Consider the following 23,448-nt stretch of genomic DNA (forward strand, 5'->3'; position numbering starts at 1 on the left):
ACGCGCCCCTCGGGGCGGCGCCTCGGCGCCCGGCGCGGGCTAGGACCAGCGCTGGTAGGTCTTGGTGGGGATGGCGCGGAAGCCGTCGCGGGCGACCGAGACGACCGACCCGACGATGCCGACGAGGGCGGCGGCGGCGAGCACGATGATTCCGATGAACATGACTACTTCTTTCTCGGCGCGGTTCGTCGCGCGGTTCTGGGGAGGTGCGGGCCGACGACGGCAGGGCCGTCGTCGGGTGCTGACGCAGGCTGGACACCCACGGGCCCGGACCGTTCTTGCGCGGCTCGGGAGCGGGTGGCCCACCTGCGTCGATGCCGGCACTCGGGACCAGGTCGACCGAGTGGGGAGCGCATGGGGTCGCTCCGGACTCTTCTATGATGCGCCCGGAGATGCCTAAGCACAATCACTCTTTGCTACCGGAACAGCGTAGTCTCGCTACATGGACGTCAAGCGCCTCGAACTGCTCCGCGAGCTCGCCGAGCGCGGCAGCATCGCCGCCGTCGCCAAGGCGACCCACCGCACCCCGTCGGCCGTCTCGCAGCAGCTCAAGGTGCTCGAGAAGGAGGCCGGCGTCGCCCTGACCGAGCGCGTGGGCCGCGGCGTCGTGCTGACCGGCTCCGGCCGGGTGCTGGCGCAGACGGCCACCGACGTCGCCGTCGCCCTCGAGCGGGCCCAGGCCGTCTGGACGGACTTCGTCGCGACCCCGCAGGGCGAGGTCACGCTCGCGACCTTCCCCACCGGGGGGCAGATGCTGCTGCCCGGCCTGCTGCGCACGGTCGCCGAGACCCCCGGCCTCGTCGTCGTGGCGACCGACCACGACCCGTCCATCCTCGAGTTCGCCGACCTCGCGGCCGACCACGACGTGGTCGTCGCGCACTCCCCCGACGGGCGGGCCTGGCGGGGTCGTGGCCTCGTGACCGTGCCGCTGCTCACCGAGCCCCTCGACATCGCGCTGCCGGCCGACCACCGGCTCGCGCAGCGCGCCTCCCTCTCGCCCGGCGACCTCGAGGGCGAGGCCTGGATCGGCGTGCCCACCGACTTCCCGTTCGAGTGGGTCTACCGCGAGATCGAGCGGGTCACGGGCAGCCCCGTCCGCGTCACGCAGCGCTTCAGCGACACGAAGGTGACGGAGGCCCTGGTCGGCGCGGGCCTCGGCATCGCCGTCCTGCCCCGGTTCACCGCGAAGGAGGCGCGGGACGACATGGTCCTGCTGCCCCTGGAGAGCATCCGGGCCGTCCGCTACGTCTCGGTGCTGATGCGTCGCGACCGAGCCGAGCGGCCGTCCGTCCGTCGCGTCGTGGACGCGCTGCGGGCGGAGGCGTCCCGGGTCGCGGCGCTGCACGGCGGCGTCTGACGACGCCGGAGCGGGTCGGGCAGGGCCGGGGGCGGCGCCGAGCGGCTAGGTCGCCTCGGAGTCGTACGGCGGCGCCTCGCCCACGGCGAGCGGCACCACCGGCGTGCGCGTGCCGCCGGGCAGGCCCACCGACACCGCCGCCGCCGTCGCGCCGGCCATGGCCGCCGAGACGGGCTTGGTCGTGCTCCCGCCCGCCGGGGGGTCGAGGAGGGCGTCGCGGATGATGCGGCGCGGGTCGTACTGGCGCGGGTCGAGCTTCTGCCACTCGACGTCGTCGAACTCGGGGCCCATCTCGCTGCGCATCCGGTCCTTCGCGCCGTCGGCCATCGCGCGCACCGAGCGGACGAGCTGGGCCAGCTTCGAGGCGTAGTGCGGCAGCCGCTCCGGGCCCAGCAGGAAGACCGCGAGCACCCCGATGACGAGGAGCTTGTCGAAGGTCAGACCGAACATGGACATGCATGCACGATAACGTCATCGCCCCGAGGGCCAGCCCCTAGACTCGTCAGTCGAAGGAGGCGGTGTGTCGCAGATCGAGTCGAGCTGGAAGTTCGCGGAGGAGCTCGTCTCCGAGAGCGACCCCGTCGCCGCCGCACGACAGCACTCCCTCGAGCTCGGGGTCGAGCCGGTCTCCCCCGCCGTCGGCGCGCAGCTCGCCGTCGCCGCCGCCAGCTCGTCGGCGACGAGCATCATCGAGATCGGCACCGGCGTCGGCGTCAGCGGCCTCTGGCTGCTCGAGGGCGCCCCGCGCGCGACCCTGACGTCGATCGACCGCGAGGTCGACCACCAGCAGGCCGCCCGCGACGCCTACCTCTCCGCCGGCGTGCCCGCGGCCCGGTTCCGCCTGATCACGGGGCGCACGGCCGACGTGCTGCCGCGGATGAACGAGAACTCGTACGACATCGTCTTCGTCGACGCCGACCCCGCGGCCGTCATCGAGAACGTCGAGCACGGCCTCCGCCTCGCCCGGCCGGGCGGCCTCGTGCTGGTGGCGCACGCGCTCTGGCACGGCGCCGTGGCGAACCCGGCGCGACGCGACCCGGTGACCACCGGCTTCCGCACGCTGCTCACCGAGGTCTCCACCTCCCCCGCCGTGATCAGCTCGCTGTCGACGGCGGGCGACGGCCTCCTGCAGCTCGTCAAGCGCTGACGCGACCCGCTCCGTCGACCCGGCCGGCGCCTCCCGGGGTCGGCTGCACCGCCGACGGCTTCACCCTCCGCGTCGCCCGCCCGCCGAGAGCCGGGTCAGGGCCGGGACGGCTGCCGGGGCCCGGGCGCACGACGACGCCCCGGCGGTCGGGTGACCACCGGGGCGTCGTGCGCGGTGCAGCCCGCGGGCTGCAGGACGTCGCTGACTAGGCGTCCACGACGCTGGCGAGGGCGTCGTGCAGCTCTTTGGCTTCGTCGTCGTTGACCGACACCACGAGACGGCCGCCACCCTCGAGCGGAACCCGCACGATGATGAGGCGGCCCTCTTTCACAGCTTCCATAGGGCCGTCGCCGGTCCTCGGCTTCATGGCTGCCATCAGATAGTCCCCTTTCGCGAAGATGCAACTGCCATTATCCGTGCATTCGCGGCCCAGACCTAAACAGCCGTGCCGGAGGCGCGGATCACGGCGGCGTCCAGTCGTACCCGTCCACCCACCAGCAGAGGTCGAGCCACACCCACTGGCCCACCACGCAGGCCACCACGAGGCCCACCCGGTACGCCCGGGAGCGCGGGAGGGCGAGCACCCCGACGAGCGGGAAGAACGGCATGAGCAGGCGGAACGTGCTCGATTGGGGGAAGAACACGGCCAGCAGGTAGAGCGCGTACGCCACCGACCAGAGGCGCAGGTCGACCCCGAGCCGTCGACCGGCCGGGCTCAGCAGCAGCACGGCCAGGGCGACGACGGAGATCACCAGCACGACCACCCCCGCACCACCCGGCAGCCACCAGTTCGCGCCCTCGATCCACGGGGCGAACGGCACCAGCGGGCCGTAGCCGACGTAGGGCGCGCGCCAGGCGAGCTCCGTCTCGGCGTACGCGTTCGGCACGCCGGTGACGAGGCCGGCGACGACCGGCCACGCGACGCCGAGCAGCGCCGTGACGACGGCCGTGACCGAGGCCTCGACAGCCTCCCGGCGGGGGAACGGCTCGCGCCGGCGCACCCACCAGCGGTGCACGACGTGGAGGCCCACCGCGAAGGCCAGGGCGAGGGCGCCCGGCCGGGTGAACGACAGGACGGCGACGACCGGGAGCATCGCCAGGTAGCGCCGCTCGACGAGCAGCAGCAGCGACGCGCAGAGCAGCAGCAGGAAGAGGGGCTCGGCGTACGCGACCTGGAGCAGCGGCGACAGCGGCGCGACGCAGAAGACAACGACGCCGAAGAGCGCGGTGCCCTCGGGCAGGACCCGGCGCAGCAGCCGGTGCAGCAGGAGGGCGGTGCCCGCCGCGGCGAGCACCGAGACCGCGACGGCCGTCGGCGCGAAGCCCGCGCCGGTCAGCTCGGTGAGCCCCCGCACGAGCAGCGGGTACACGGGCATGAAGGCCCACGCGCTCTCACCCACGTGGCCGTCGGCCGTGACGGGCACCGTCGACGGGTAGCCGACGGCCGAGATGATGTAGTACCAGTGGCCGTCCCAGATGGAGGCGAAGCTCGCGTAGTCGGGGCTCGCCAGCGTCCACGCGTTGGCGCCCTGGCGGGCCGCGAACGAGAGCAGCAGCGCCGTGCTGACGACGCGGGAGAGCACGAAGACGACCAGCACCTTCGCCCACCACGGCAGCAGCCGCCAGCGCACGAGCACCTGCCGGGGCGTCGTCGGGAGGCGACCGCGGGGCGTGCGACGGGCCGCGGCGTCCACCGCGGCCGAGCCGTGGGCCCTGCCCGAGGTCGTCAGGCCGTCAGCCACGCCCGCAGTCCGCGCTCGTTGTCGAGGATCTGCTGCACGGGCACGCGCTCGTCGTCGTGGTGGGCGAGCAGGGGGTCGCCCGGGCCGTAGTTGACGGCGGGCACGCCGAGCGCCGAGAACCGCGCGACGTCGGTCCAGCCGAACTTCGGCGTCGCCTCGCCGCCGACCGCGGCGAGGAACTGCTGGGCGAGGGGCGCGTCGAGGCCGGGGCGCGCACCGGGGGCGAGGTCGACGATCGTCACGTCGAAGACGGCGAAGAGCTCCGTGACGTGGGCCACGGCCTCGTCGGCGCTGCGGCTCGGCGCGAAGCGGTAGTTGACGTGCACCATGCACTCGTCGGGGATGACGTTGCCGGCCACCCCGCCGGTGATGCCGACGGCGTTGAGGCCCTCGCGGTACACCAGCCCGTCGACCTCGACCTCGCGCGCCTCGTAGGCGGCGAGCACGTCGAGGATCGGCGCGGCGGCGTGGATGGCGTTCGAGCCGACCCACGAGCGGGCGCTGTGCGACCGCCGCCCGAAGGTGCGGACCTCCGCCCGGAGGTTGCCGTTGCAGCCACCCTCGACCTTGCTCGCGGTCGGCTCGCCGAGCACGGCGAAGTCGGCCTCGAGCAGCTCGGGGCGCCGGCGGGCCAGCCGGCCGAGGCCGTTCAGGGCGTCCGAGACCTCCTCGTGGTCGTACCAGACCCAGGTCACGTCGACCGAGGGCTCGGTGAGCTCGACCGCGAGCCGGAGGTGCACGGCGCTGCCGGCCTTCATGTCGACGGTGCCGCGGCCCCAGAGGTGCTCGACGCCGTCGTCGTCGGTCTCGTAGCGCGTGGGCAGGTTGTCGTTGAGGGGCACGGTGTCGATGTGGCCGGCGATCACGACGCGGTGCTCACGCCCGAGCTGCGTGCGGGCGACGATCGCGTCGCCGTCGCGGGTCAGCTCGAGGTGGTCGAGCCCCTCGAGGGTGGCCCAGATCGCGTCGACGACGGTCTTCTCGTCGCCCGAGACGGACTCGATGTCGCAGAGCTGACGGGTGACGTCCACGGGCGAGACGCTGAGGTCGATCTTCGGCATGACGCCGAGTGTACGGGGCCCGCCCTGCGGCTCGTCCTACGATCGGTGCATGACCAACGACGCCTCCGCGCCCACGCACGCCCACGGCTACGGGCTGGCCACCGTCTCGTCCGACGGCACCACCCTCGACACGTGGTTCCCCTCCCCCTCCCTCGGGCGCCTCCCCGCCGACCGCGACCCCGAGATCGTGCCCGCCGAGATCTCGGCCGCCGCGGGGCCGGACGCCCGGCGGGCCGTCGACCTCGTGCCGGCGACCGTCGAGATCGACCTGAGCGCGCCTCCCGCGTCCACCCCCGACGCGTACCTCCGCCTGCACCTGCTCAGCCACCTGCTCGTCGAGCCGAACACGATCTCGCTCGAGGGCCTCTTCGCGCACCTGCCGATCGTCGTCTGGACGAACGCCGGCCCCGTGCACCCCGACGACTTCTCGCGCCTGCGGCCCACGCTGCAGCGGGCCGGCATCGTCACGACGGGCATCGACAAGTTCCCGCGCATGCTCGACTACGTCATGCCCGACCGCGTGCGCATCGCCGACGCCTCGCGCGTGCGCCTCGGCGCGCACCTCGCCCCGGGCACCACCGTGATGCACGAGGGCTTCGTCAACTTCAACGCCGGCACCCTCGGCGCCTCGATGGTCGAGGGCCGCATCTCGCAGGGCGTCGTCGTCGGCGACGGGTCGGACATCGGAGGCGGCGCCTCCATCATGGGGACGCTCTCGGGCGGCGGCACCCAGCGCGTCACCATCGGCCAGCGCGCGCTGCTCGGCGCGAACGCCGGCATCGGCATCGCCATCGGCGACGACACCGTCGTCGAGGCCGGCCTCTACGTCACGGCCGGCACGAAGGTCGTCGTCGTCGGCGGCACCCCCACGTCGGACGGCCGCCCGCAGACGGTCAAGGCCGTCGAGCTCTCGGGCCGCCCCGGGCTGCTCTTCCGCCGCAACTCGGTCACGGGCGCGGTCGAGGTGCTGGCGCGCAAGGGCCACGGCGTGACCCTCAACTCGCAGTTGCACGCGTAGCGCCGGCCGGCGCCCCGGCACCGGGGCGTCGCCGGGCGACGCGACGACGGCCGGTCACCTCGAGGGGTGACCGGCCGTCGTCGTGCCGGGCGGGAGGCGCGGGCTAGCGGGCGGGCCAGTCGCGCTGGGTCTCGCCCAGGTACAGCTGCTGCGGGCGGCCGATCTTCGTGGTCGGGTCGCCGTTCATCTCGCGCCAGTGCGCGATCCAGCCCGGCAGGCGGCCGATGGCGAACAGCACCGTGAACATGCGGGGCGGGAAGCCCATCGCCTTGTAGATGACGCCGGTGTAGAAGTCGACGTTCGGGTAGAGCTTCCGCTCGACGAAGTAGTCGTCGGCGAGGGCGATCGCCTCGAGCTCCATCGCGATGTCGAGCAGGTCGTCCTTCACGCCGAGGGCCTCGAGCACCTCGGTGGCGCTCTCCTTCACGAGCTTGGCGCGCGGGTCGTAGTTCTTGTAGACCCGGTGGCCGAAGCCCATCAGCTTGACGCCCTCCTCCTTGTTCTTCACCCGCTCGACGAAGCGCTCGACGCCCTGGCCGCTGGCCTTGATCTCGGCGAGCATCGTCAGCACGGCCTCGTTGGCGCCGCCGTGCAGCGGCCCGTAGAGGGCGCTGATGCCGGCCGAGATCGACGAGAACATGTTCGCCTGCGTCGAGCCGACGAGGCGGACGGTCGACGTCGACGCGTTCTGCTCGTGGTCCTCGTGGAGGATGAGGAGGCGCTCCAGGGCCTTCGAGAGGACGGGGTTCACCTGGTACGGCTCGGCCATCGTGCCGAAGTTGAGCTTGAGGAAGTTGTCGACGAAGCTCAGCGAGTTGTCGGGGTAGAGGAACGCCTGGCCGAGGCTCTTCTTGTGCGCGTAGGCCGCGATGACGGGCAGCTTCGCGAGCAGGCGCACGGTCTGCAGCTCGATCTGCACCGGGTCGGTCACGCTCATCGACCCCTCGTAGAAGGTGCCGAGGGCACCCACGGCGCTCGAGAGCACCGACATGGGGTGCGCGTTGTGCGGCAGGGCGTCGAAGAAGCGCCGCAGGTCTTCGTGCAGCAGCGTGTGGCGGCGGATGCGGGCGTCGAAGTCGGCCAGCTCGTCGGGGGTGGGCAGCTCGCCGTAGATCAGCAGCCAGGCCGTCTCGAGGTAGGTCGAGTGCTCGGCGACCTGCTCGATCGGGTAGCCCCGGTAGCGCAGGATGCCCTGGTCACCGTCGATGTAGGTGATCTTCGAGCGGGCGTTGCTGGTGTTCACGAAGCCCGTGTCGAGCGTCGTGTAGCCGGTCTGCTTGGTGAACGTCGAGATGTCGATCGACGAGGCACCCTCGGTGCTCGGCACGATCGGGAACTCGGCTGTTCCCCCGGGGAACTGCAGCGTGGCCTTCTGGGCGTCGTTGGCAGTAGTCACCCTGTCACCCTAGCGGTCGGGCCGTCGGGCGTCAGGTCGTCGGCGTCAGGCGGTGAGGCGCTCGACCGCGGCGTCGATGCGCTCGTCGGTCGTCGTCAGGGCCACGCGCACGTGCCGCCCGCCGTCGACGCCGTAGAACGTGCCCGGCGCGACGAGCACGCCCCGCTCGGCCAGCCAGGCGACGCTGGCCTCCGCCGGCTCGTCGCGGGTGGCCCAGAGGTACAGGCCCGCCTCGCTGCGGTCGATGCGGAAGCCAGCCGCCCGCAGCGCGGGGGCGAGACGGTCGCGGCGAGAACGGTAGAGCTCCTTCTGCGCCGCGACGTGGGCCTCGTCGCCGAGCGCCGTGCGCATGGCCTCCTGCACGGGGGCCGGCGGCATCAGCCCGGCGTGCTTGCGCACGGAGAGCAGCTGCTGCACGACGGCGGCGTCGCCGGCCACGAACCCCGCGCGGTACCCCGCGAGGTTCGACTGCTTGCTGAGGCTGTAGACGCTGAGCACGCCCTCGCGGCTCTCGCCGACGACGCGGGGGTCGAGGATGCTCGGCGTGGGGCGGTCCGCCCACTCGCCCTCCCAGCCCAGCTCGGCGTAGCACTCGTCGCCGGCGATCACGGCGCCGAGCTCACGGGCGCGCTCGACCGCGGCGCGGAGCTGCTCGACGTCGAGCACGGCGCCGTCGGGGTTGCCGGGGCTGTTCAGCCAGACGAGCCGCGTCGACCCGGGCCACTCGGCCGGGTCGTCGGAGGCGAGCACGTCGGCGCCGACGAGCGCGGCGCCGAGGGCGTAGGTCGGGTAGGCGGCCCGCGGGTGCACGATCGTGTCGCCGCGGCCGAGGCCCAGCCACAGGGCGAGGCCCGCGATGAGCTCCTTCGAGCCGATGGTCGGCAGCACCTCGGCGTCGGTGAGGCCGGGCACGCCGCGGCGACGCTCGTACCACTCCGCGATGGCGGCGCGGAGGGCGGGGGTGCCGGCCACCTGCGGGTACGCGTGCGCGTCGGTGGCGGCGACCAGCGCCTCCCTCACGACCTCGGGGGTCGGGTCGACCGGCGAGCCGACGGAGAGGTCGACGATGCCGCCCTCGTGGGCCCTGGCCGTCGCGGCGTGCGCGGCGAGGGAGTCCCAGGGGAAGTCGGGCAGGTCGAGCGCCACGGCCGGGCGCCTACTCGGCGGAGCCCTGGGGCGGCAGCACGGCGATCACGGGGTGGTCCTTCGCGATGACGCCGACCTTGGCCGCGCCGCCGGGCGAGCCGATCTCGTCGAAGAACTCGACGTTGGCCTTGTAGTAGTCGGCCCACTTGTCGGGCAGGTCGTCTTCGTAGTAGATGGCCTCGACGGGGCACACCGGCTCGCAGGCGCCGCAGTCGACGCACTCGTCGGGGTGGATGTAGAGCGAGCGTTCGCCCTCGTAGATGCAGTCGACGGGGCATTCGTCGATGCAGGCACGGTCCTTGACATCGACACAGGGGAGGGCGATCACGTACGTCACGTCTGGGGGGGTCCCTTCGCGTCGGGCAGAGGTTCCATCCTATCCCCGAGCGGGCTGGACGCCGGAGGCGCGGGGGGCGTCGGCGCGCGCGTCGCGTCGCGGGGCGGCAGGGTCGGCCACGCGATCACGACCATGGCGATCAGCAGGGGCCCGAACGACCAGACGAGGCCGGCGAGGTTCGCCGGCACGAGCGCGGAGCCGCCGGCCCCGGGCTGGGAGAAGACGCCCGCCGTCAGCAGCAGCCCGAGCGCCGTCATCGTCGTGACCAGTCGGGAGCGGAAGACGAGGCGGAAGCCCACCAGCAGGGCGGCGGCCATCACGAGCGACAGGACGAGGCCGACGGGCGCGTCGACCCCCGCGACCGAGGTCGTGCCCTGGTGGGCGACCGTGCCGATCGCGCCGAAGACGACGCCCGCCGCGAGGGCGAGGGCGAGGGTGCCGAGGCGGCCGCCGACGGTCATCTCGGCGAGCTCGGAGGTGGTGCCGGCCGCGTCGACCGTGCGCACCGGCTCGGGCACGGAGCGGAACGACTCGGTGTCGGGCAGCGGGTCGACGGCGCCGTGCGGGTACCGCACGCCCGCCCGGCCGCCGGGCAGGTCGACGACCTCGAGCTGCGTGCGGTAGTGGCGCAGCGCGGCCACGCGGCGCGGCGTCGTCGCCCGCACGTCGACCGTGGTCACCGTCGCGTCGGCCGCGAGCGCCTCGGCCTCGGCGCCCGTGGCCTGGTCGGCCCCGGCGACGACGGCGAAGAAGGGCACCTCGGCCAGGCGCGCGACGCGGACGGCGGCACGGTTGGCGCGCACGTGGTCGGGGTGGTGGTAGCCGCCGTCCTCGTCGTAGCTGATGATCGCGGTGGGCCGCACGCTGTCGACGACGGCCTGCAGGTCGGAGACGATCTCGCCGAACTCGGCGGCGCAGAACGCCTGCGGGTGCAGGTCGGGCGTCGGCCCCGCGACGCCGTCGGAGCGCCACACCATGCCGCTGTCGCGGTACGCCCGCGAGGGCAGGCCGGCGGTGCGGGCGGCGGGGTCGCCGAGGAACCGGTGGTCGCGCACGCCCAGCTCGCGGAGGGCCTCCGCGATCTCGCCCTCGCGGTGCACGGCCAGCCCGGCCTCGTCGCCGCGGAGGCGGGCGAGGTCGTCGGGCAGGACCTCGCCGAGCTCGCCGCGGGTGCAGGTCACGACCGTCACCTGGGCGCCGGAGTCGAGCAGGGAGGCGATGGTGCCGCCGGTCGTGATCGTCTCGTCGTCGGGGTGGGCGTGCACGAGCAGCACGCGCTCGCGGGCCGCGGCGCCGAGCGCGGCCGGGGAGGAGGCTCCGGGAGCCGGGCGGGGGTCGGCCGGGGCCGTGCCGGGAGAAGTCATCACTGGACAGGATAGGCCGAGCGACACTAGGGTCGGTTCGCGCTGAGGCTCACCTTAGTTAGGCAAGCCTCACCATACCGGTTCGTCCGGTCGGACCCGCATCGACGCGACGGCCCCCGTCGCCCCGACGGACCGGCCCGCCGTCCCCCACCCGAAAGCCGCACCCGTGCTCGCGAACTACCTCATCGGACTCCGTGAGGGCCTCGAGGCCGCCCTCGTCGTCGGCATCCTCGTCGCCTACCTCGTCAAGGTCGACCGTCGGGACGTCCTCCCCCGGCTCTGGGCCGGCGTCGCCGCCGCCGTCGTCCTCTCGCTCGGGTTCGGCGCCCTCCTCACCTTCGGCGCCTACGGGCTGACCTTCCAGGCCCAGGAGATCATCGGAGGCGGCCTGTCGGTCGTCGCCGTGGCCTTCGTCACCTGGATGGTGTTCTGGATGGCGCGCACCGCCCGCAGCATGCGCGGCGAGCTGGAGTCCGGCCTCGACCGCGCGCTCGCGGGCGGCGCCTGGGCCGTCGTCGTGCTCGGCGTCGTCTCGGTCGGCCGGGAGGGGCTCGAGACGGCCCTGTTCGTCTGGGCGACCGTCCAGTCGACCGGCGGCGGCGACGCCCCGGTGCTCGGCGCCCTCCTCGGCATCCTCACCGCCGTCGCGATCGAGGTGCTGATCTTCCGCGGCGTCGTCCGCGTCGACCTCCGCCGCTTCTTCGCCGTCACCGGCTACCTGCTCGTCGTCGTGGCCGCCGGGGTGCTCGCCTACGGCGTCGGCGACCTCCAGGAGGCCGGCGTGCTGCCCGGCCGCACGGCCCTGGCCTTCGACGTCAGCGCCGCCGTGCCGCCGACCAGCTGGTGGGGCACCCTGCTGCAGGGCCTCGTGAACTTCACCGCGACTCCCAGCTGGCTGCAGGTGGCCGCCTGGCTCGCCTACCTCACCGTGGTGCTGCCGCTCTTCACCGCCGCCACCCGCGGGCCCCGCCGCGCGCCCCGCGCCCCCGGCACCGCCGACGCCGCGGCCGGCGACGCCGCGGCCACCGACCCCTCGACCACCGCCCCCACCACCGCAGGAGCCCCCCGATGACCGCTCGCCCCCTCGCCCTCGGAGCCGGAGCGCTGCTCACCGCCCTCGCCCTCACCGGCTGCGTCGCCAACTCCCCCGGCGGGTCGGCCACGGCCGGGGCCACGACCGTCTCCGTCCAGGGCGACGGCGACCGCTGCGAGGTCTCGGCGACCTCGGTGCCGAGCGGCCCCGTGACCTTCACCATGACCAACGCGGGCAGCGACGAGACCGAGTTCGAGCTGCTCGGCGACGACGGCCTCCGCATCGTCAGCGAGAAGGAGAACATCGGCCCGGGCACGACGGCCTCGATCACCGTCGCCGTCCAGCCGGGCGACTACTACACCGCCTGCATCCCGGGCCTCGTCGGCGAGGGCGTCCGCGCGCCGTTCACCGTCACCGACTCGGGCACGGCCGTGACGCCGGTCGGCACCGAGAAGGAGCAGGTCGACGCGGCCGCCGCCGCCTACGTCGCGTACGTCGACGACCAGGTCGGCCAGCTCGTGCCGGCGACCCAGGCCTTCCTCGACGCTTACCGCGCCGGCGACGACGCGACGGCCCGGTCGCTCTACCCCTCGGCGCGCGCCCACTACGAGCGCATCGAGCCCGTGGCCGAGTCGTTCGGCGACCTCGACCCGAAGATCGACTTCCGCGAGGCGGACGTCGAGCCGGGCACCGAGTGGACGGGCTGGCACCGCATCGAGAAGGACCTCTGGCAGCCGACCCCCGACGAGGACGGCGGCGAGGCGTACGTGCCCCTGACGCCCGAGGAGCGAGGGCGCTTCGCCGACCTGCTCACCGCCGACACGGCCGACCTGCAGGCCGCCGTCACCGCCCCGGACTTCACCGTCGGCATCGACACGATCAGCAACGGCGCCGTCGGCCTGATGGACGAGGTGGCGACCGGGAAGATCACCGGCGAGGAGGAGATCTGGTCGCACACCGACCTCTACGACTTCCAGGCGAACCTCGAGGGGGCCCGCGTCGCCTACGAGGGCGTCCGCGACATCGTCGCCGAGAAGGACCCTCAGCTCACCGACCGCATCGACGGCAAGCTCGCCGCGCTCGAGGAGCTGCTCGCCTCGTACGGCAGCCTCGACGCCGGCTTCCCGAGCTACACGGAGCTCACCACGGCCGACACCAAGTCGCTCAGCGACGCCGTCAACGCGCTCAGCGAGCCCCTCAGCGAGCTCACCGCCGCGCTGGTGAACTGACGGGCGGCCGGGCGTGACGGACGACGAGCGGCGCGACGAGCAGCACGACGAGCAGCACGACGGCGCGGCCCCGGGCTCGGGCGAGGGCGAGGCACGCGCCCCAGGGGGCGGCATCTCGCGGCGGGGGCTGCTCGGCCTGCTGGGCACGGGAGTGGGCGCGGGGGTCCTCGGCGCGGGGGTCGGGGTCGGGGCCGACCGCGCCGTCCAGGCCCACGCGACGGGCGCCTCCGGCGCGTCCGCCCGCTACCCCTTCGCCGGCCGGCACCAGTCGGGCATCGTCACCGCCGCCCAGGACCGCCTGCACTTCGCCTCGTTCGACATGGCCGGGGGCACGACGCGCGACGACCTCGTCTCGCTGCTCCGCGACTGGAGCGCGGCGGCGGCCCGCCTGACCCAGGGCCTCGACGTCAGCGAGGCCGGCTCCGTCGGCGGGTCGCCGCTCGCTCCGCCGGACGACACCGGGGAGGCGCTGGGCCTGCCCGCGGCCGGGCTCACCGTAACCATCGGGTTCGGCCCGACCCTCTTCACCGATGCCACCGGCGTCGACCGCTACGGCATCGCCTCCCGGCGACCCGCCGCCCTCGTCGACCTGCCGCACTTCTCGGGCGACCAGCTCGTCGAGGCCCTGACCGGCGGCGACCTCTGCGTGCAGGCGTGCAGCGACGACCCGCAGGTGGCCGTGCACGCGATCCGCAACCTCTCGCGCATCGCCTTCGGCCGCGCCTCCCTCCGGTGGTCGCAGCTCGGCTTCGGCCGCACCTCCTCGACGACCCGCGGCCAGAGCACGCCCCGCAACCTGTTCGGCTTCAAGGACGGCACGGCGAACCTCAAGGCCGAGGACACCGCGGCGGTCGAGGAGGGCGTCTGGGCCGCCGGCTCGGACGGCAGCGCGTGGATGGACGGCGGCTCGTACCTCGTCGCCCGCAAGATCCGCATGACGATCGAGACGTGGGACCACGCCTCGCTGGCCGAGCAGCAGACCGTGGTCGGCCGCGACAAGCGCGACGGGGCGCCGCTCTCCGGCGGCGACGAGTTCACCGCGCCCGACTTCTCGGCCGCGGCGACGGACGGCTCGGGGCCCGCCATCGCTCGGGACTCGCACGTCGCCCTCGCCCACCCCGACCAGAACGGCGGCGCGACCCTGCTGCGCCGCGGCTACAACTTCGTCGACGGCAACGACCAGCTCGGGCGGCTCGACGCCGGGCTGTTCTTCCTGTGCTTCCAGCGCGACCCGCGGCGCCAGTTCGTGCCGATCCAGACGGCCCTCTCGCGGAACGACCGGATGAACGAGTACCTCAAGCACGTCGGCTCGGCGATCTTCGCGGTGCCGCCGGGCGCCTCGGAGGGCGGCTGGGTCGGCGAGACCCTGCTCGGCTGAGCGGGGCGGCCTCCGGCTGCGACTAGACGGGCGTGACGACGTAGGTCGCCAGCACCGCTCCGTCGGAGGCCTGGGTCGTGATCGTGAGCACCACGCGGTACGTCGGGCCGGTGAACGTGCCGAGCGCGGTGTCGGCGTCGACGTTCACCCCCGCGGCGGAGTACCCGGCCGCCTCGAGCGTCGCCTGGGCCGTCGCGAAGTCGTCGAGGCTCGTCACGGCGAGCTGCGCGACCCAGCCCGAGCCCTCCGGGCCCGCGCCTCCCCCGCGCACCGTGCCGTCGAGCAGCGGCACCTCGGCCGGGAACGACTCGGGCAGGGTGCCGTCGGTCGAGACGCTGGCGCCGCCGAGGGCCTCGCTGACGGCGTCGCCGACCGCGCCCTCGACCGTGCCGCGCACGCTCTCGACGCCCTGGTCGACGGCGCTGCCCACGACGTTGTCGAGCGAGCTGCAGGCGGTGAGCCCGCCGACGAGACCTGTGGCGAGCAGCAGGCCGGTGGCGGAGCGGACGAGGCGGGTGCGGGCGGGTGTCGGGGTCACGCGACGACCGTAGCGGCCGCGACTGGGCGACGTCGCAGAACGTGCGGCGGGTGCACCCACCGGGCCCCCGGACGACGGGAGGCGCCCCACCGGCCGGTGGGGCGCCTCCTGACGGCGTTCGGTGCGGAGCGCTACGCGTTCTGCTTCTTGAGGCGAGCGGTGCTGCGCTGGCGGGCGCTGGCGTCGAGCTCGACCTTGCGGATGCGGATCGCGTCGGGGGTGACCTCGACGCACTCGTCGTCACCGGCGAACTCGAGGGCCTCCTCGAGCGAGAGCACCTTGGAGGGCGTCATCGACTCGAAGTTGTCGGCCGTCGACTGACGCATGTTGGTCAGCTTCTTCTCCTTGGTGATGTTGACGTCCATGTCGTCGGCGCGCGAGTTCTCGCCCACGACCATGCCCTCGTAGACCTCTTCGGTCGGCTGCACGAAGAACGACATGCGCTCCTGCAGGTTGATGATCGCGAAGGGGGTGACGACGCCGGAGCGGTCGGCGATGATCGAGCCGTTGGTGCGGGTCGAGATCTCGCCGGCCCAGGGGCCGTAGCCGTGGCTGATGCCGTTGGCGATGCCGGTGCCGCGCGTGTCGGTGAGGAACTGCGTGCGGAAGCCGATCAGGCCGCGCGAGGGGACGATGAACTCCATGCGGACCCAGCCCGAGCCGTGGTTCGCCATGTTCTCCATGCGGCCCTTGCGGGCGGCCATCAGCTGCGTGACGGCGCCGAGGTACTCGTCGGGCACGTCGATGGTCATGTGCTCGAAGGGCTCCTGCAGCTTGCCGTTCTCGTCACGGCGGGTGACGACCTGCGGCTTGCCGACGGTGAGCTCGAAGCCCTCGCGGCGCATCTGCTCGACGAGGATGGCCAGCGCGAGCTCGCCGCGGCCCTGGACCTCCCACGCGTCGGGGCGTCCGATGTCGACGACCTTGAGCGAGACGTTGCCGACCAGCTCGCGGTCGAGGCGGTCCTTGACCATGCGGGCGGTCAGCTTGTGGCCCTTGACCTTGCCGATGATCGGCGAGGTGTTCGTGCCGATGGTCATCGAGATGGCCGGGTCGTCGACCGTGATGGTCGGCAGCGGGCGGACGTCTTCAGGGTCGGAGAGGGTCTCGCCGATGGTGATGGTGTCGAAGCCGGCGACGGCGACGATGTCGCCGGGGCCCGCGCTCTCGGCCGGGTAGCGGCTGAGGGCCTTCGTCACCAGGAGCTCGGTGATGCGCGCGTTCTGGACGGTGCCGTCGGACTTGACCCAGGCGACGGTCTGGCCCTTCTGCAGCGTGCCGTGGAACACGCGGAGGAGCGCGAGGCGGCCGAGGAACGGCGAGGCGTCGAGGTTGGTGACGTGCGCCTGCAGCGGGTGCTCGTCGTCGTAGCGCGGCGCCGGCACGTGGGTGAGGATCGCGTCGAAGAGCGGCTCGAGGTCGTCGTTGTCGGGCAGCGAGCCGTCGGCGGGCTTGTTCGTCGACGCGGCGCCGTTGCGGCCCGAGGCGTAGACGACGGGCACGTTGAGGATGGCGTCGAGGTCGAGGTCTTCGACCTCTTCGCTCAGGTCGCTGGCGAGGCCGAGGAGGAGGTCCTGGCTCTCGGCCACGACCTCGTCGATGCGCGCGTCGGGGCGGTCGGTCTTGTTGACCAGCAGGATGACGGGCAGCTTGGCCGCGAGGGCCTTGCGGAGCACGAAGCGCGTCTGGGGCAGCGGGCCCTCGGACGCGTCGACGAGCAGCACGACGCCGTCGACCATCGAGAGGCCGCGCTCGACCTCGCCGCCGAAGTCGGCGTGGCCGGGGGTGTCGATGACGTTGATCGTGATCGGGCCGTCGGTCGCGTGGGCACCGTTGTAGAGCACCGAGGTGTTCTTCGCGAGGATCGTGATGCCCTTCTCGCGCTCGAGCTCGTTGCCGTCCATCATGCGGTCTTCGGTGTCGAAGTGCGCGTCGAACGAGTTGGTCTGCTTGAGCATGGCGTCGACGAGGGTCGTCTTGCCGTGGTCGACGTGGGCCACGATCGCCACGTTGCGCAGGTCGCTGCGGATGGCAGTCGCCATGGATGTATTCCTTACGAAAGAGTGAGGGGGGAAGTGGTCGGGACGAAGCCCGGCCCGATCAGTCTACGGCACGTGGTAAAGGGCCCCTCCCGCCGTGCGCGAACACGGCGTGAGGGGCCCTCTCCCGGCGGGCGGGCTCGGCTCAGCGGCCGAACTCGAAGGCGGCGCCGGGGATCGCCTCGAGCAGCTCCCGCGTGTACTGCTGCGACGGGTCCGCGAAGATCTCGTCGGTCGTGCCGGACTCGACGATGCGGCCCTTCTGCATCACGCAGACGTTGTCGGCGATCAGCCGGACGACCGCGAGGTCGTGCGTGATGAACAGGTAGGTCAGGCCGAGCTCGGTCTGCAGGTCGGTGAGCAGGTCGAGCACCTGGCCCTGCACGAGCACGTCGAGGGCCGAGACGGCCTCGTCGAGCACGATCACGTCGGGCTTGAGCGCGAGCGCCCGCGCGACGGCGATGCGCTGGCGCTGGCCGCCGGAGAGCTCGCCCGGGTAGCGGTTGACCATGGAGACCGGCAGCGAGACCTGGTTCAGCAGCTCGTGCACGCGTGCCTGACGGCTCTTGCGGTCGCCGATCCCGTGCGTGACGAGGGGCTCGGCGATCGTGTTGCCGACGCTGTACATCGGGTCGAGGGAGCCGTACGGGTCCTGGAAGACCGGCTGCACCCGACGACGGAAGTCGAAGAGGTCCTTGCCGCGGAGGGCCCCGACGCTCTTGCCGTCGATCGAGACCGTGCCCGAGGTGATGCTCTCCAGCTGCAGGACGAGCTTGGCGACGGTGGACTTGCCCGACCCCGACTCGCCCACGAGGGCCGTCGTCGTGCCGCGCGGGATGCTGAACGACACGTCGTCCACCGCCCGCAGCTCGGTCGTCTTGAAGCCGCCCTGGCGGATCGAGTAGACCTTCGACAGGTTCTCGACACGGATGTAGTCCGCGTCGGCCTTGCCCGCCTCCTCGCGCTGCCGTGCCCGAGCCATCAGCTCGGCGTCGTCGGCGCCCTCGTCGGAGATCTCGAGGCCGTGGGAGTGGCTCGGTGCGATGCTCGACTGGATGCGCTGGCTCGCGAGGCTCGGCGCGGCCGCCACCAGGCGCTGCGTGTAGGGGTGCTGCGGGTTGGCCAGGATCTCCTTCGAGGGCCCGGACTCGACGACGCGGCCCTTGTACATGACGACCAGCTTCTCGGCACGCTCGGCGGCGAGGCCGAGGTCGTGCGTGATGAAGAGCACCGAGGTGCCGTAGTCGCGGGTCAGGCTCTCGAGGTGGTCGAGGATGCGTCGCTGCACGGTCACGTCGAGGGCCGAGGTCGGCTCGTCGGCGATGAGCAGCTTCGGGCGCGACGACAGGCCGATGCCGATCAGCACGCGCTGGCGCATGCCGCCGGAGAACTGGTGCGGGAACTGCTTGAGGCGCTGGTCGGCGTCGCCGAGCCCGGCCTCCTTCAGCACCTCGATCGCCCGCTCGCGGACGGCCTGCTTGCCCGTCGCGACGCCGTTGGCCCGGATGGCCTCCTCGACCTGGAAGCCGATGCTCCAGACCGGGTTGAGGTTCGACATCGGGTCTTGCGGGACGTAGCCGATGTCGCGACCGCGGATGGCCTGCATCTCGGCCGCACTGGCCTTCGTGAGGTCCTTGCCCTCGAACAGGATCTGCCCGCCGGTGACCTCGCCGGCGCCGGGGAGCAGGTCGATGATCGACGTCGCCGTGGTCGACTTGCCCGAGCCCGACTCGCCGACGATGGCCAGGCGCTCGCCCGGCATCATCGTGAAGTCGACGCCGCGCACGGCGTCGACGTAGCCCGACTGGGTCTTGAAGCCGATCTTGAGGCCCTTGATCTCGAGCAGGGGGGTCGTCGAGGAAGCGGCGCGGGCCGGCTCGGGACGGGTGGAGGTGTCGGTCATCGACGAGCCCTCGCCTTCGGGTCGAGGGCGTCGCGCACGACGTCGCCCATCATGAGGAACGACAGGACCGTCACCGACAGCGCGGCGGCGGGCCAGATCAGGGGCATCGGGGCGACGCGGAGCGACGAGCGGGCCGCGTCGATGTCGTTGCCCCACGACATGACGCCGCTGGGCAGGCCGATGCCGAGGAAGCTCAGCGTCGCCTCGGCCACGATGAACGTGCCGAGCGAGACGGTGGCGACGACGATCACCGGGGTGATGGCGTTCGGCACGACGTGGCGCAGCAGGATGCGGAAGCGCGAGACGCCGAGGGCCGTCGAGGCCATGACGTAGTCGCTGCTCTTCGCGCCGAGCACGGAACCGCGCATGATGCGCGCGATCTGCGGCCAGGCGAACAGCGACAGCACGAGGGCGACCGTCAACGGAGTGCGCGAGGGCAGCACCGACATGAGCACGATGGCGCCGAGCACGGTGGGGATGGCGAAGAAGATGTCGCCGATGCGCGACACGACGGCGTCGAGCCACCCGCCGTAGTAGCCGGCGAGCGAGCCGATGACGATGCCCACGACGGTGACGATCACCGTGGCCAGGAGACCCACGGTGAGGGAGGCGCGGGTGCCGTAGATGACGCGGGCGTAGACGTCGAGCCCCTGGAGCGTGAATCCCATGGGGTGCCCGGACTCCGGGCCCCCGTTGCTGTCGGGCAGGCTCGCCCCGCTGGTGGGCGAGGTCGACGTGAACAGCTGCGGGAACACGGCGACGACGATGACCAGGAGGATCAGCACCGCGGAGATCCAGAACAGGGGCCGGGTCTTCATCGCGTCCCACGCGTCGTCCCAGCTGGAGCGGGGCTTCTCCGACTCGTCGACGGCGTCGACGGCGCGGAGCGGCGTGTCCTCGAGCGGCGCGACGAAGTGGTCGGGCGAGAGGCCGGGGGTCGTGTTACTTGGCATAGCGGATCCTCGGGTCGAGAACGGCGTAGAGCAGGTCGACGAGCAGGTTGGCCAGCATGAAGATGATGACCATGACGGCCACGAACGACACGACGGTCGGGCCCTCGCCGAGCTGGATGGCCCGGTAGACCGTGCCTCCCACGCCCTGGATGTTGAAGATGCCCTCCGTCACGATCGCCCCGACCATCAGCGAGCCGATGTCGACGCCGAGGTACGTGACCACGGGCACGAGCGAGTTGCGGAGGATGTGCACGCCGACGACGCGACGACGCGTGAGGCCCTTGGCCGTCGCCGTGCGGACGAAGTCGGCGCTCATGTTCTCCGAGACGGAGGCACGGGTGAGCCGGACGATGTACGCGAACGACACCGAGGCCAGCACGATCGCCGGCAGGACGAGCTCGCTCCACGGGGCCTGCGAGCTGACGGTCGTCCGGAACAGGCCGAGCTGGATGCCGAAGACGTACTGCAGCACGAAGCCGATGACGAACGTGGGCACGGAGATCAGCAGCAGGGAGACCACGAGGGCACTGTTGTCGAACACCTTGCCCTTGCGCAGGCCCGCGACGAGGCCGACCAGGATGCCGGCGACGGCCTCGAAGAGGAGGGCGAGCATCGCGAGGCGGAACGTGATCGGGAAGGCGCGGATCAGCTCGGAGACGACGGGGCGCCCGGAGAAGGTCGTGCCGAGGTCTCCGGTGAACAGCCCGCCCACGTAGAGCAGGTACTGCACGATGAAGGGCTGGTCGAGGTTGTACTCGGCGCGGATCGCGGCGATCACCTGGGGCGACGGCTGCTTGTCGCCGAAGAGGGCCGCCACGGGGTCGCCGGGGAGGGCGAAGACCATGAAGTAGATGAGGAACGTCGCCCCGAAGAAGACGGGGATCAGCTGGAGGAGGCGCCGGCCGGTGTACCAGAGCATCAGGCCGCCTCGGATTTCTGCGCGTGCATTGATCGATGTCGCAATCGTGTGGAGGTGGGGGTGGACGCCCGCCGGGGGGCCCGAGGCAGGATCATCCTGCCCCGGACCCCCCGGGAGCGCTGTGGGGAGCGGGCTCCCCGGTGTGCGACCTAGCTCTTGGTGACCTCGTAGAAGAGGGGCACCGAGTTCCAGCCGAACTCCACGTTGTCGACGGTGTCGGCCCAGACGCCGGTCACGTTCGAGTACCAGAGCGGCACGACGGGCAGGTCCTGGAAGAGGACCTCCTGCGCCTTCTGGAAGTCGGCCGTGGCGTCGTCGGCGCTCGTCGCGGCGGCACCCTGCTCGAGCAGGCCGTCGAACTCGGTGCTGGTGTAGCGGCCGTAGTTCGAGCCGGCACCGGTCTGGTACAGCGGCGACAGGAAGTTGTACAGCGACGGGTAGTCGGCCTGCCAGCCGGAGCGGAAGGCACCGTCCATGGCGTCGTTGTCCTCGTCGTCGAGCAGCTCGGCGAAGGTGGCGTACGACTTGCCCTCGGCCTTGATGCCGAGCGTGTCGGCGATGCTGTTCGTCGCGGCGTCGACCCAGTTCTGGTGGCCGCCGTCGGCGTTGTAGGCGAGCGTGAAGGTGGTGTCGCCGTAGGGGGCGATCGCCTCGGCCTGGGCCCAGAGGTCCTTGGCCTCCTCAGCGTCGTAGGTCAGGACGTCGGAGCCCTCGAGGTCGTCCGAGTAGCCGTCGATGACCGGCGAGGTGAAGTCCTTCGCGGGGGTGCGGGTGTCCTGGAAGATCACCTTCGTGATGTCGTCGCGGTTGATCGCCTTGGAGATCGCCGCGCGACGCAGCTTGCCCTCCTCCGTCGTGCCGTCGAAGTGCTCGAGGTACTGGGGGATGGTGAACGACTGGAAGATCGCCGCGGGCTGGTTGGCGAAGCGGTCCGGGAAGTCGCTCTGGTAGGAGGCGAACTGCGAGTCCGGCACCTGGTCGAGGATGTCGAGGTTGCCCGAGAGCACGTCGGCGTACGCCGCGTCCTGCGTCGTGTAGAACGTGATCGTCAGGCCGCCGTTGACGGGCTTGCGCGGGCCGTCGTAGTCGGAGTTGGTGACGAGCTTGATGTCCTGGTTGTGCGTCCAGGCGTCGGCGCTGGCCAGCTTGTACGGGCCGTTGCCGATCGGGTTCTCGCCGAAGGCCTCGGTGTCGTCGTAGAACGACTCGGGGAGGGGCGAGAAGGCGCTGTAGCCGAGGCGCAGCGGCCAGTCGGCGGCGGGGGCGGCGAGCTCGGCCGTGAACTCGGTGTCGCTGACCACGGTCAGGGCGAGGTCGCTGTCGGCCTCGGCGCTGTAGCCCGCGATGTTGTCGAAGAAGTAGCTGGCGCTCTGCGCGTTCGAGAACTGGGCGGCCCAGTTCCAGGCCTTCGTGAACGACTCGGCCGTGACGGGGGTGCCGTCGGTGAACGTCTGGCCCTCCTTGAGCTTGATCGTCCAGAGCTTGTTGTCGTCCGACTCGATCGACTCGGCCGCGTCCATCTCGGTCGCGCCCTTCGCGTTGTACGACACGAGGCCGGCGAAGACGGAGTCGATGATCTTGCCGCCACCGGTCTCGGTGGTGTTCGACGGGATCAGCGGGTTCTGCGGCTCGCTGCCGTTGGTGGTGATGATGGCGCTGGAGTCGCCCGAGGCGGAGTCGCCCGAGTCCCCACCGCTGGCGCAGCCCGTGAGGACGAGTGCTGCCGTCCCCACGACGGCGATGGCCCCGAGGCCCATGCGCGTCTTCTTCAATGTTCCTCCTGATGCAAGAAAGGACGCAGCGCAGCCCCCATGAGCCGTGCCGCGTTGGATGCAAGTACCCTAAGCACCGCTCGGAGGCATCACCAAACCTCACGGAGAACGGTTACACGACGGAAACCAACTCGCCGATTCGTTGCGTCGACGCACAGTTCGTTGCGCGTGGGGCCTGCATCTCGCATGGATCTGCTGCGAGGAATCCCCGAGGCTGCCGCTATCATCCCCGCCCCCGCACGACAGGTGTGGCCGTCCCGTACGATCAGCGGCGTGAGCGACGTGACGAGGGCCCGGCCGGCGGACGACGGCGGGGTGCCCTCCCGAGGGCGGGTGCGGGCCGAGATCGCTATCGTCCTCGCCCTGTCGCTCGGCGCCTCCGCGGTGTACTCGCTCCTGTCGCTGGCGAACCGGCTGACGCGTGACGTCGCCCTCTCGCAGCAGACCGCGACGCTGAACTCGTCGCTCAGCGACCGGCCGGTCTTCGACCTGCTCTACCAGTTGATGAGCATCGCCGTCGACCTCGTGCCGGTGCTGCTGGTGGCCTTCCTGCTCTGGCGGGAGGCCCGGCCGCACCTCGGTCGCCTCGGGGTCGACTTCTCGCGCGCGGGCCGCGACGTCGCGGGCGGAGCCGGCATCGCCCTCGCGATCGGCGTGCCGGGCATCGGCCTCTACCTCGTCGGGAAGGCCCTCGACCTCACGGTGACCGTGGTGCCCACCGACCTCGCGCAGCAGTGGTGGACCGTGCCGGTGCTGCTGCTCTCGGCCCTGCGCGCCGGGGTGACGGAGGAGGTCATCGTCGTCGCCTACCTCTTCGCGCGACTCCGCGACCTCGGCTGGCGGACCTGGCCGATCATCGTCACGGCGGCCCTGCTCCGGGGCACGTACCACCTGTACCAGGGGTTCGGCGCGTTCGTCGGCAACCTCGTGATGGGGCTGGCCTTCGGCTGGCTGTACGCGCGCACCGGGCGCGTGCTGCCGCTCGTCGTCGCGCACGTGCTGATGGACGCGGCCGTCTTCGTGGGCTACCCGTGGGCCGCCGCGACCTTCCCCGCGTTCTTCGGCCTGCCGAGCTGACGACGGCGCCCCGGCCGCTCCGCTCTCGCGGGGCGGCCG

22 protein-coding genes are annotated in these 23,448 nt (G+C 72.2%); 7 read left to right on the plus strand and 15 right to left on the minus strand.

Annotated features, from left to right (window positions below; translation table 11 throughout):
* Positions 1-39: 39 nt before the first annotated feature.
* Positions 40-162, minus strand: coding sequence for a hypothetical protein (locus tag JOE43_RS16005; protein ID WP_255354162.1), 123 nt, complete (start codon positions 160-162; stop codon positions 40-42).
* A gap of 280 nt (positions 163-442) precedes the next feature.
* Between JOE43_RS16005 and JOE43_RS14225 the strand changes: the two genes are divergently transcribed.
* A complete protein-coding gene (locus JOE43_RS14225) occupies positions 443-1,357 on the plus strand; it encodes a LysR family transcriptional regulator (protein ID WP_056056551.1) in 915 nt (304 codons plus the stop codon).
* Positions 1,358-1,402: 45 nt separating this feature from the next.
* On the opposite strand, the gene JOE43_RS14230 is transcribed toward JOE43_RS14225, so the two are convergent.
* On the minus strand, positions 1,403-1,807 hold the full coding sequence (locus JOE43_RS14230) for a Sec-independent protein translocase TatB (RefSeq protein WP_209519267.1): 405 nt from the start codon (positions 1,805-1,807) through the stop codon (positions 1,403-1,405).
* Positions 1,808-1,877: 70 nt separating this feature from the next.
* Between JOE43_RS14230 and JOE43_RS14235 the strand changes: the two genes are divergently transcribed.
* Positions 1,878-2,504 (plus strand): O-methyltransferase, encoded by a 627-nt coding sequence (locus JOE43_RS14235; protein WP_056056553.1) that lies wholly within the window; start codon positions 1,878-1,880, stop codon positions 2,502-2,504.
* Between the two features lie 205 nt (positions 2,505-2,709).
* Here JOE43_RS14235 and JOE43_RS14240 read toward each other — a convergent pair whose 3' ends face one another.
* The 3 genes from JOE43_RS14240 to dapE form a co-directional block, all read right to left on the minus strand.
* Positions 2,710-2,880 carry a DUF3117 domain-containing protein gene (locus tag JOE43_RS14240; RefSeq protein ID WP_082514530.1) on the minus strand — a complete coding sequence of 57 codons (171 nt, stop codon included), beginning with the start codon at positions 2,878-2,880 and terminating at the stop codon, positions 2,710-2,712.
* 85 nt (positions 2,881-2,965) lie between these two features.
* Entirely contained in the window at positions 2,966-4,246 is a 1,281-nt protein-coding gene (locus JOE43_RS14245; RefSeq protein WP_307803386.1) for a hypothetical protein, read from the minus strand.
* Positions 4,231-5,307 carry a succinyl-diaminopimelate desuccinylase gene (gene dapE, locus JOE43_RS14250; protein ID WP_209518607.1) on the minus strand — a complete coding sequence of 359 codons (1,077 nt, stop codon included), beginning with the start codon at positions 5,305-5,307 and terminating at the stop codon, positions 4,231-4,233. The genes JOE43_RS14245 and dapE overlap by 16 nt, the downstream gene beginning before the upstream one ends.
* Positions 5,308-5,356: 49 nt before the next feature.
* Here dapE and dapD point away from each other — a divergent pair, with 49 nt between their 5' ends.
* Positions 5,357-6,325: a 2,3,4,5-tetrahydropyridine-2,6-dicarboxylate N-succinyltransferase gene (gene dapD / locus JOE43_RS14255; protein ID WP_167259754.1), complete on the plus strand. Its 969-nt coding sequence runs from the start codon at positions 5,357-5,359 to the stop codon at positions 6,323-6,325.
* Positions 6,326-6,428: 103 nt separating this feature from the next.
* Here dapD and JOE43_RS14260 read toward each other — a convergent pair whose 3' ends face one another.
* From JOE43_RS14260 to JOE43_RS14275, 4 genes are read right to left on the minus strand one after another with little or no spacing between them, the layout of a single operon-like run.
* Entirely contained in the window at positions 6,429-7,721 is a 1,293-nt protein-coding gene (locus JOE43_RS14260) for a citrate synthase (protein WP_082514531.1), read from the minus strand.
* A 45-nt stretch (positions 7,722-7,766) separates the two neighbouring features.
* Positions 7,767-8,867, minus strand: a complete 1,101-nt coding sequence (dapC, locus tag JOE43_RS14265) for a succinyldiaminopimelate transaminase (RefSeq protein ID WP_209518609.1) — start codon at positions 8,865-8,867, stop codon at positions 7,767-7,769.
* Positions 8,868-8,877: 10 nt separating this feature from the next.
* Positions 8,878-9,204 (minus strand): ferredoxin, encoded by a 327-nt coding sequence (gene fdxA, locus JOE43_RS14270; RefSeq protein ID WP_056056561.1) that lies wholly within the window; start codon positions 9,202-9,204, stop codon positions 8,878-8,880.
* Positions 9,201-10,568: a PIG-L family deacetylase gene (locus JOE43_RS14275; protein ID WP_209518611.1), complete on the minus strand. Its 1,368-nt coding sequence runs from the start codon at positions 10,566-10,568 to the stop codon at positions 9,201-9,203. Before JOE43_RS14275 ends, fdxA begins: the two co-directional genes overlap by 4 nt.
* Positions 10,569-10,734: 166 nt before the next feature.
* Between JOE43_RS14275 and efeU the strand changes: the two genes are divergently transcribed.
* From efeU to efeB, 3 genes are read left to right on the plus strand one after another with little or no spacing between them, the layout of a single operon-like run.
* Positions 10,735-11,640: an iron uptake transporter permease EfeU gene (gene efeU / locus JOE43_RS14280; protein WP_209518612.1), complete on the plus strand. Its 906-nt coding sequence runs from the start codon at positions 10,735-10,737 to the stop codon at positions 11,638-11,640.
* The gene (gene efeO / locus JOE43_RS14285; protein ID WP_209518615.1) at positions 11,637-12,830 is read left to right on the plus strand and encodes an iron uptake system protein EfeO; all 1,194 of its coding nucleotides are present in this window, start codon (positions 11,637-11,639) and stop codon (positions 12,828-12,830) included. Before efeU ends, efeO begins: the two co-directional genes overlap by 4 nt.
* 13 nt (positions 12,831-12,843) lie before the next feature.
* Positions 12,844-14,208 (plus strand): iron uptake transporter deferrochelatase/peroxidase subunit, encoded by a 1,365-nt coding sequence (gene efeB, locus JOE43_RS14290; RefSeq protein WP_209518617.1) that lies wholly within the window; start codon positions 12,844-12,846, stop codon positions 14,206-14,208.
* A 22-nt stretch (positions 14,209-14,230) separates the two neighbouring features.
* On the opposite strand, the gene JOE43_RS14295 is transcribed toward efeB, so the two are convergent.
* The 6 genes from JOE43_RS14295 to JOE43_RS14320 form a co-directional block, all read right to left on the minus strand.
* Positions 14,231-14,746: a hypothetical protein gene (locus JOE43_RS14295; RefSeq protein ID WP_209518619.1), complete on the minus strand. Its 516-nt coding sequence runs from the start codon at positions 14,744-14,746 to the stop codon at positions 14,231-14,233.
* Positions 14,747-14,877: 131 nt separating this feature from the next.
* Positions 14,878-16,788 carry a translational GTPase TypA gene (gene typA, locus JOE43_RS14300; protein ID WP_056056572.1) on the minus strand — a complete coding sequence of 637 codons (1,911 nt, stop codon included), beginning with the start codon at positions 16,786-16,788 and terminating at the stop codon, positions 14,878-14,880.
* A gap of 142 nt (positions 16,789-16,930) precedes the next feature.
* Positions 16,931-18,688, minus strand: coding sequence for an ABC transporter ATP-binding protein (locus tag JOE43_RS14305; RefSeq protein ID WP_209518621.1), 1,758 nt, complete (start codon positions 18,686-18,688; stop codon positions 16,931-16,933).
* Positions 18,685-19,641 carry an ABC transporter permease gene (locus JOE43_RS14310; protein ID WP_185233319.1) on the minus strand — a complete coding sequence of 319 codons (957 nt, stop codon included), beginning with the start codon at positions 19,639-19,641 and terminating at the stop codon, positions 18,685-18,687. Before JOE43_RS14310 ends, JOE43_RS14305 begins: the two co-directional genes overlap by 4 nt.
* Positions 19,631-20,560, minus strand: coding sequence for an ABC transporter permease (locus JOE43_RS14315; protein WP_185233321.1), 930 nt, complete (start codon positions 20,558-20,560; stop codon positions 19,631-19,633). The genes JOE43_RS14310 and JOE43_RS14315 overlap by 11 nt, the downstream gene beginning before the upstream one ends.
* A gap of 149 nt (positions 20,561-20,709) precedes the next feature.
* Positions 20,710-22,332, minus strand: coding sequence for an ABC transporter substrate-binding protein (locus JOE43_RS14320; RefSeq protein ID WP_209518624.1), 1,623 nt, complete (start codon positions 22,330-22,332; stop codon positions 20,710-20,712).
* 264 nt (positions 22,333-22,596) lie between these two features.
* On the opposite strand from JOE43_RS14320, the gene JOE43_RS14325 reads away from it, so the two are divergent.
* Positions 22,597-23,409 carry a CPBP family intramembrane glutamic endopeptidase gene (locus JOE43_RS14325; protein WP_374073176.1) on the plus strand — a complete coding sequence of 271 codons (813 nt, stop codon included), beginning with the start codon at positions 22,597-22,599 and terminating at the stop codon, positions 23,407-23,409.
* Positions 23,410-23,448 lie beyond the last annotated feature (39 nt).

It is taken from the genome of Frigoribacterium sp. PvP121 (genome assembly GCF_017833115.1).
Lineage (GTDB): Bacteria > Actinomycetota > Actinomycetes > Actinomycetales > Microbacteriaceae > Frigoribacterium > Frigoribacterium endophyticum.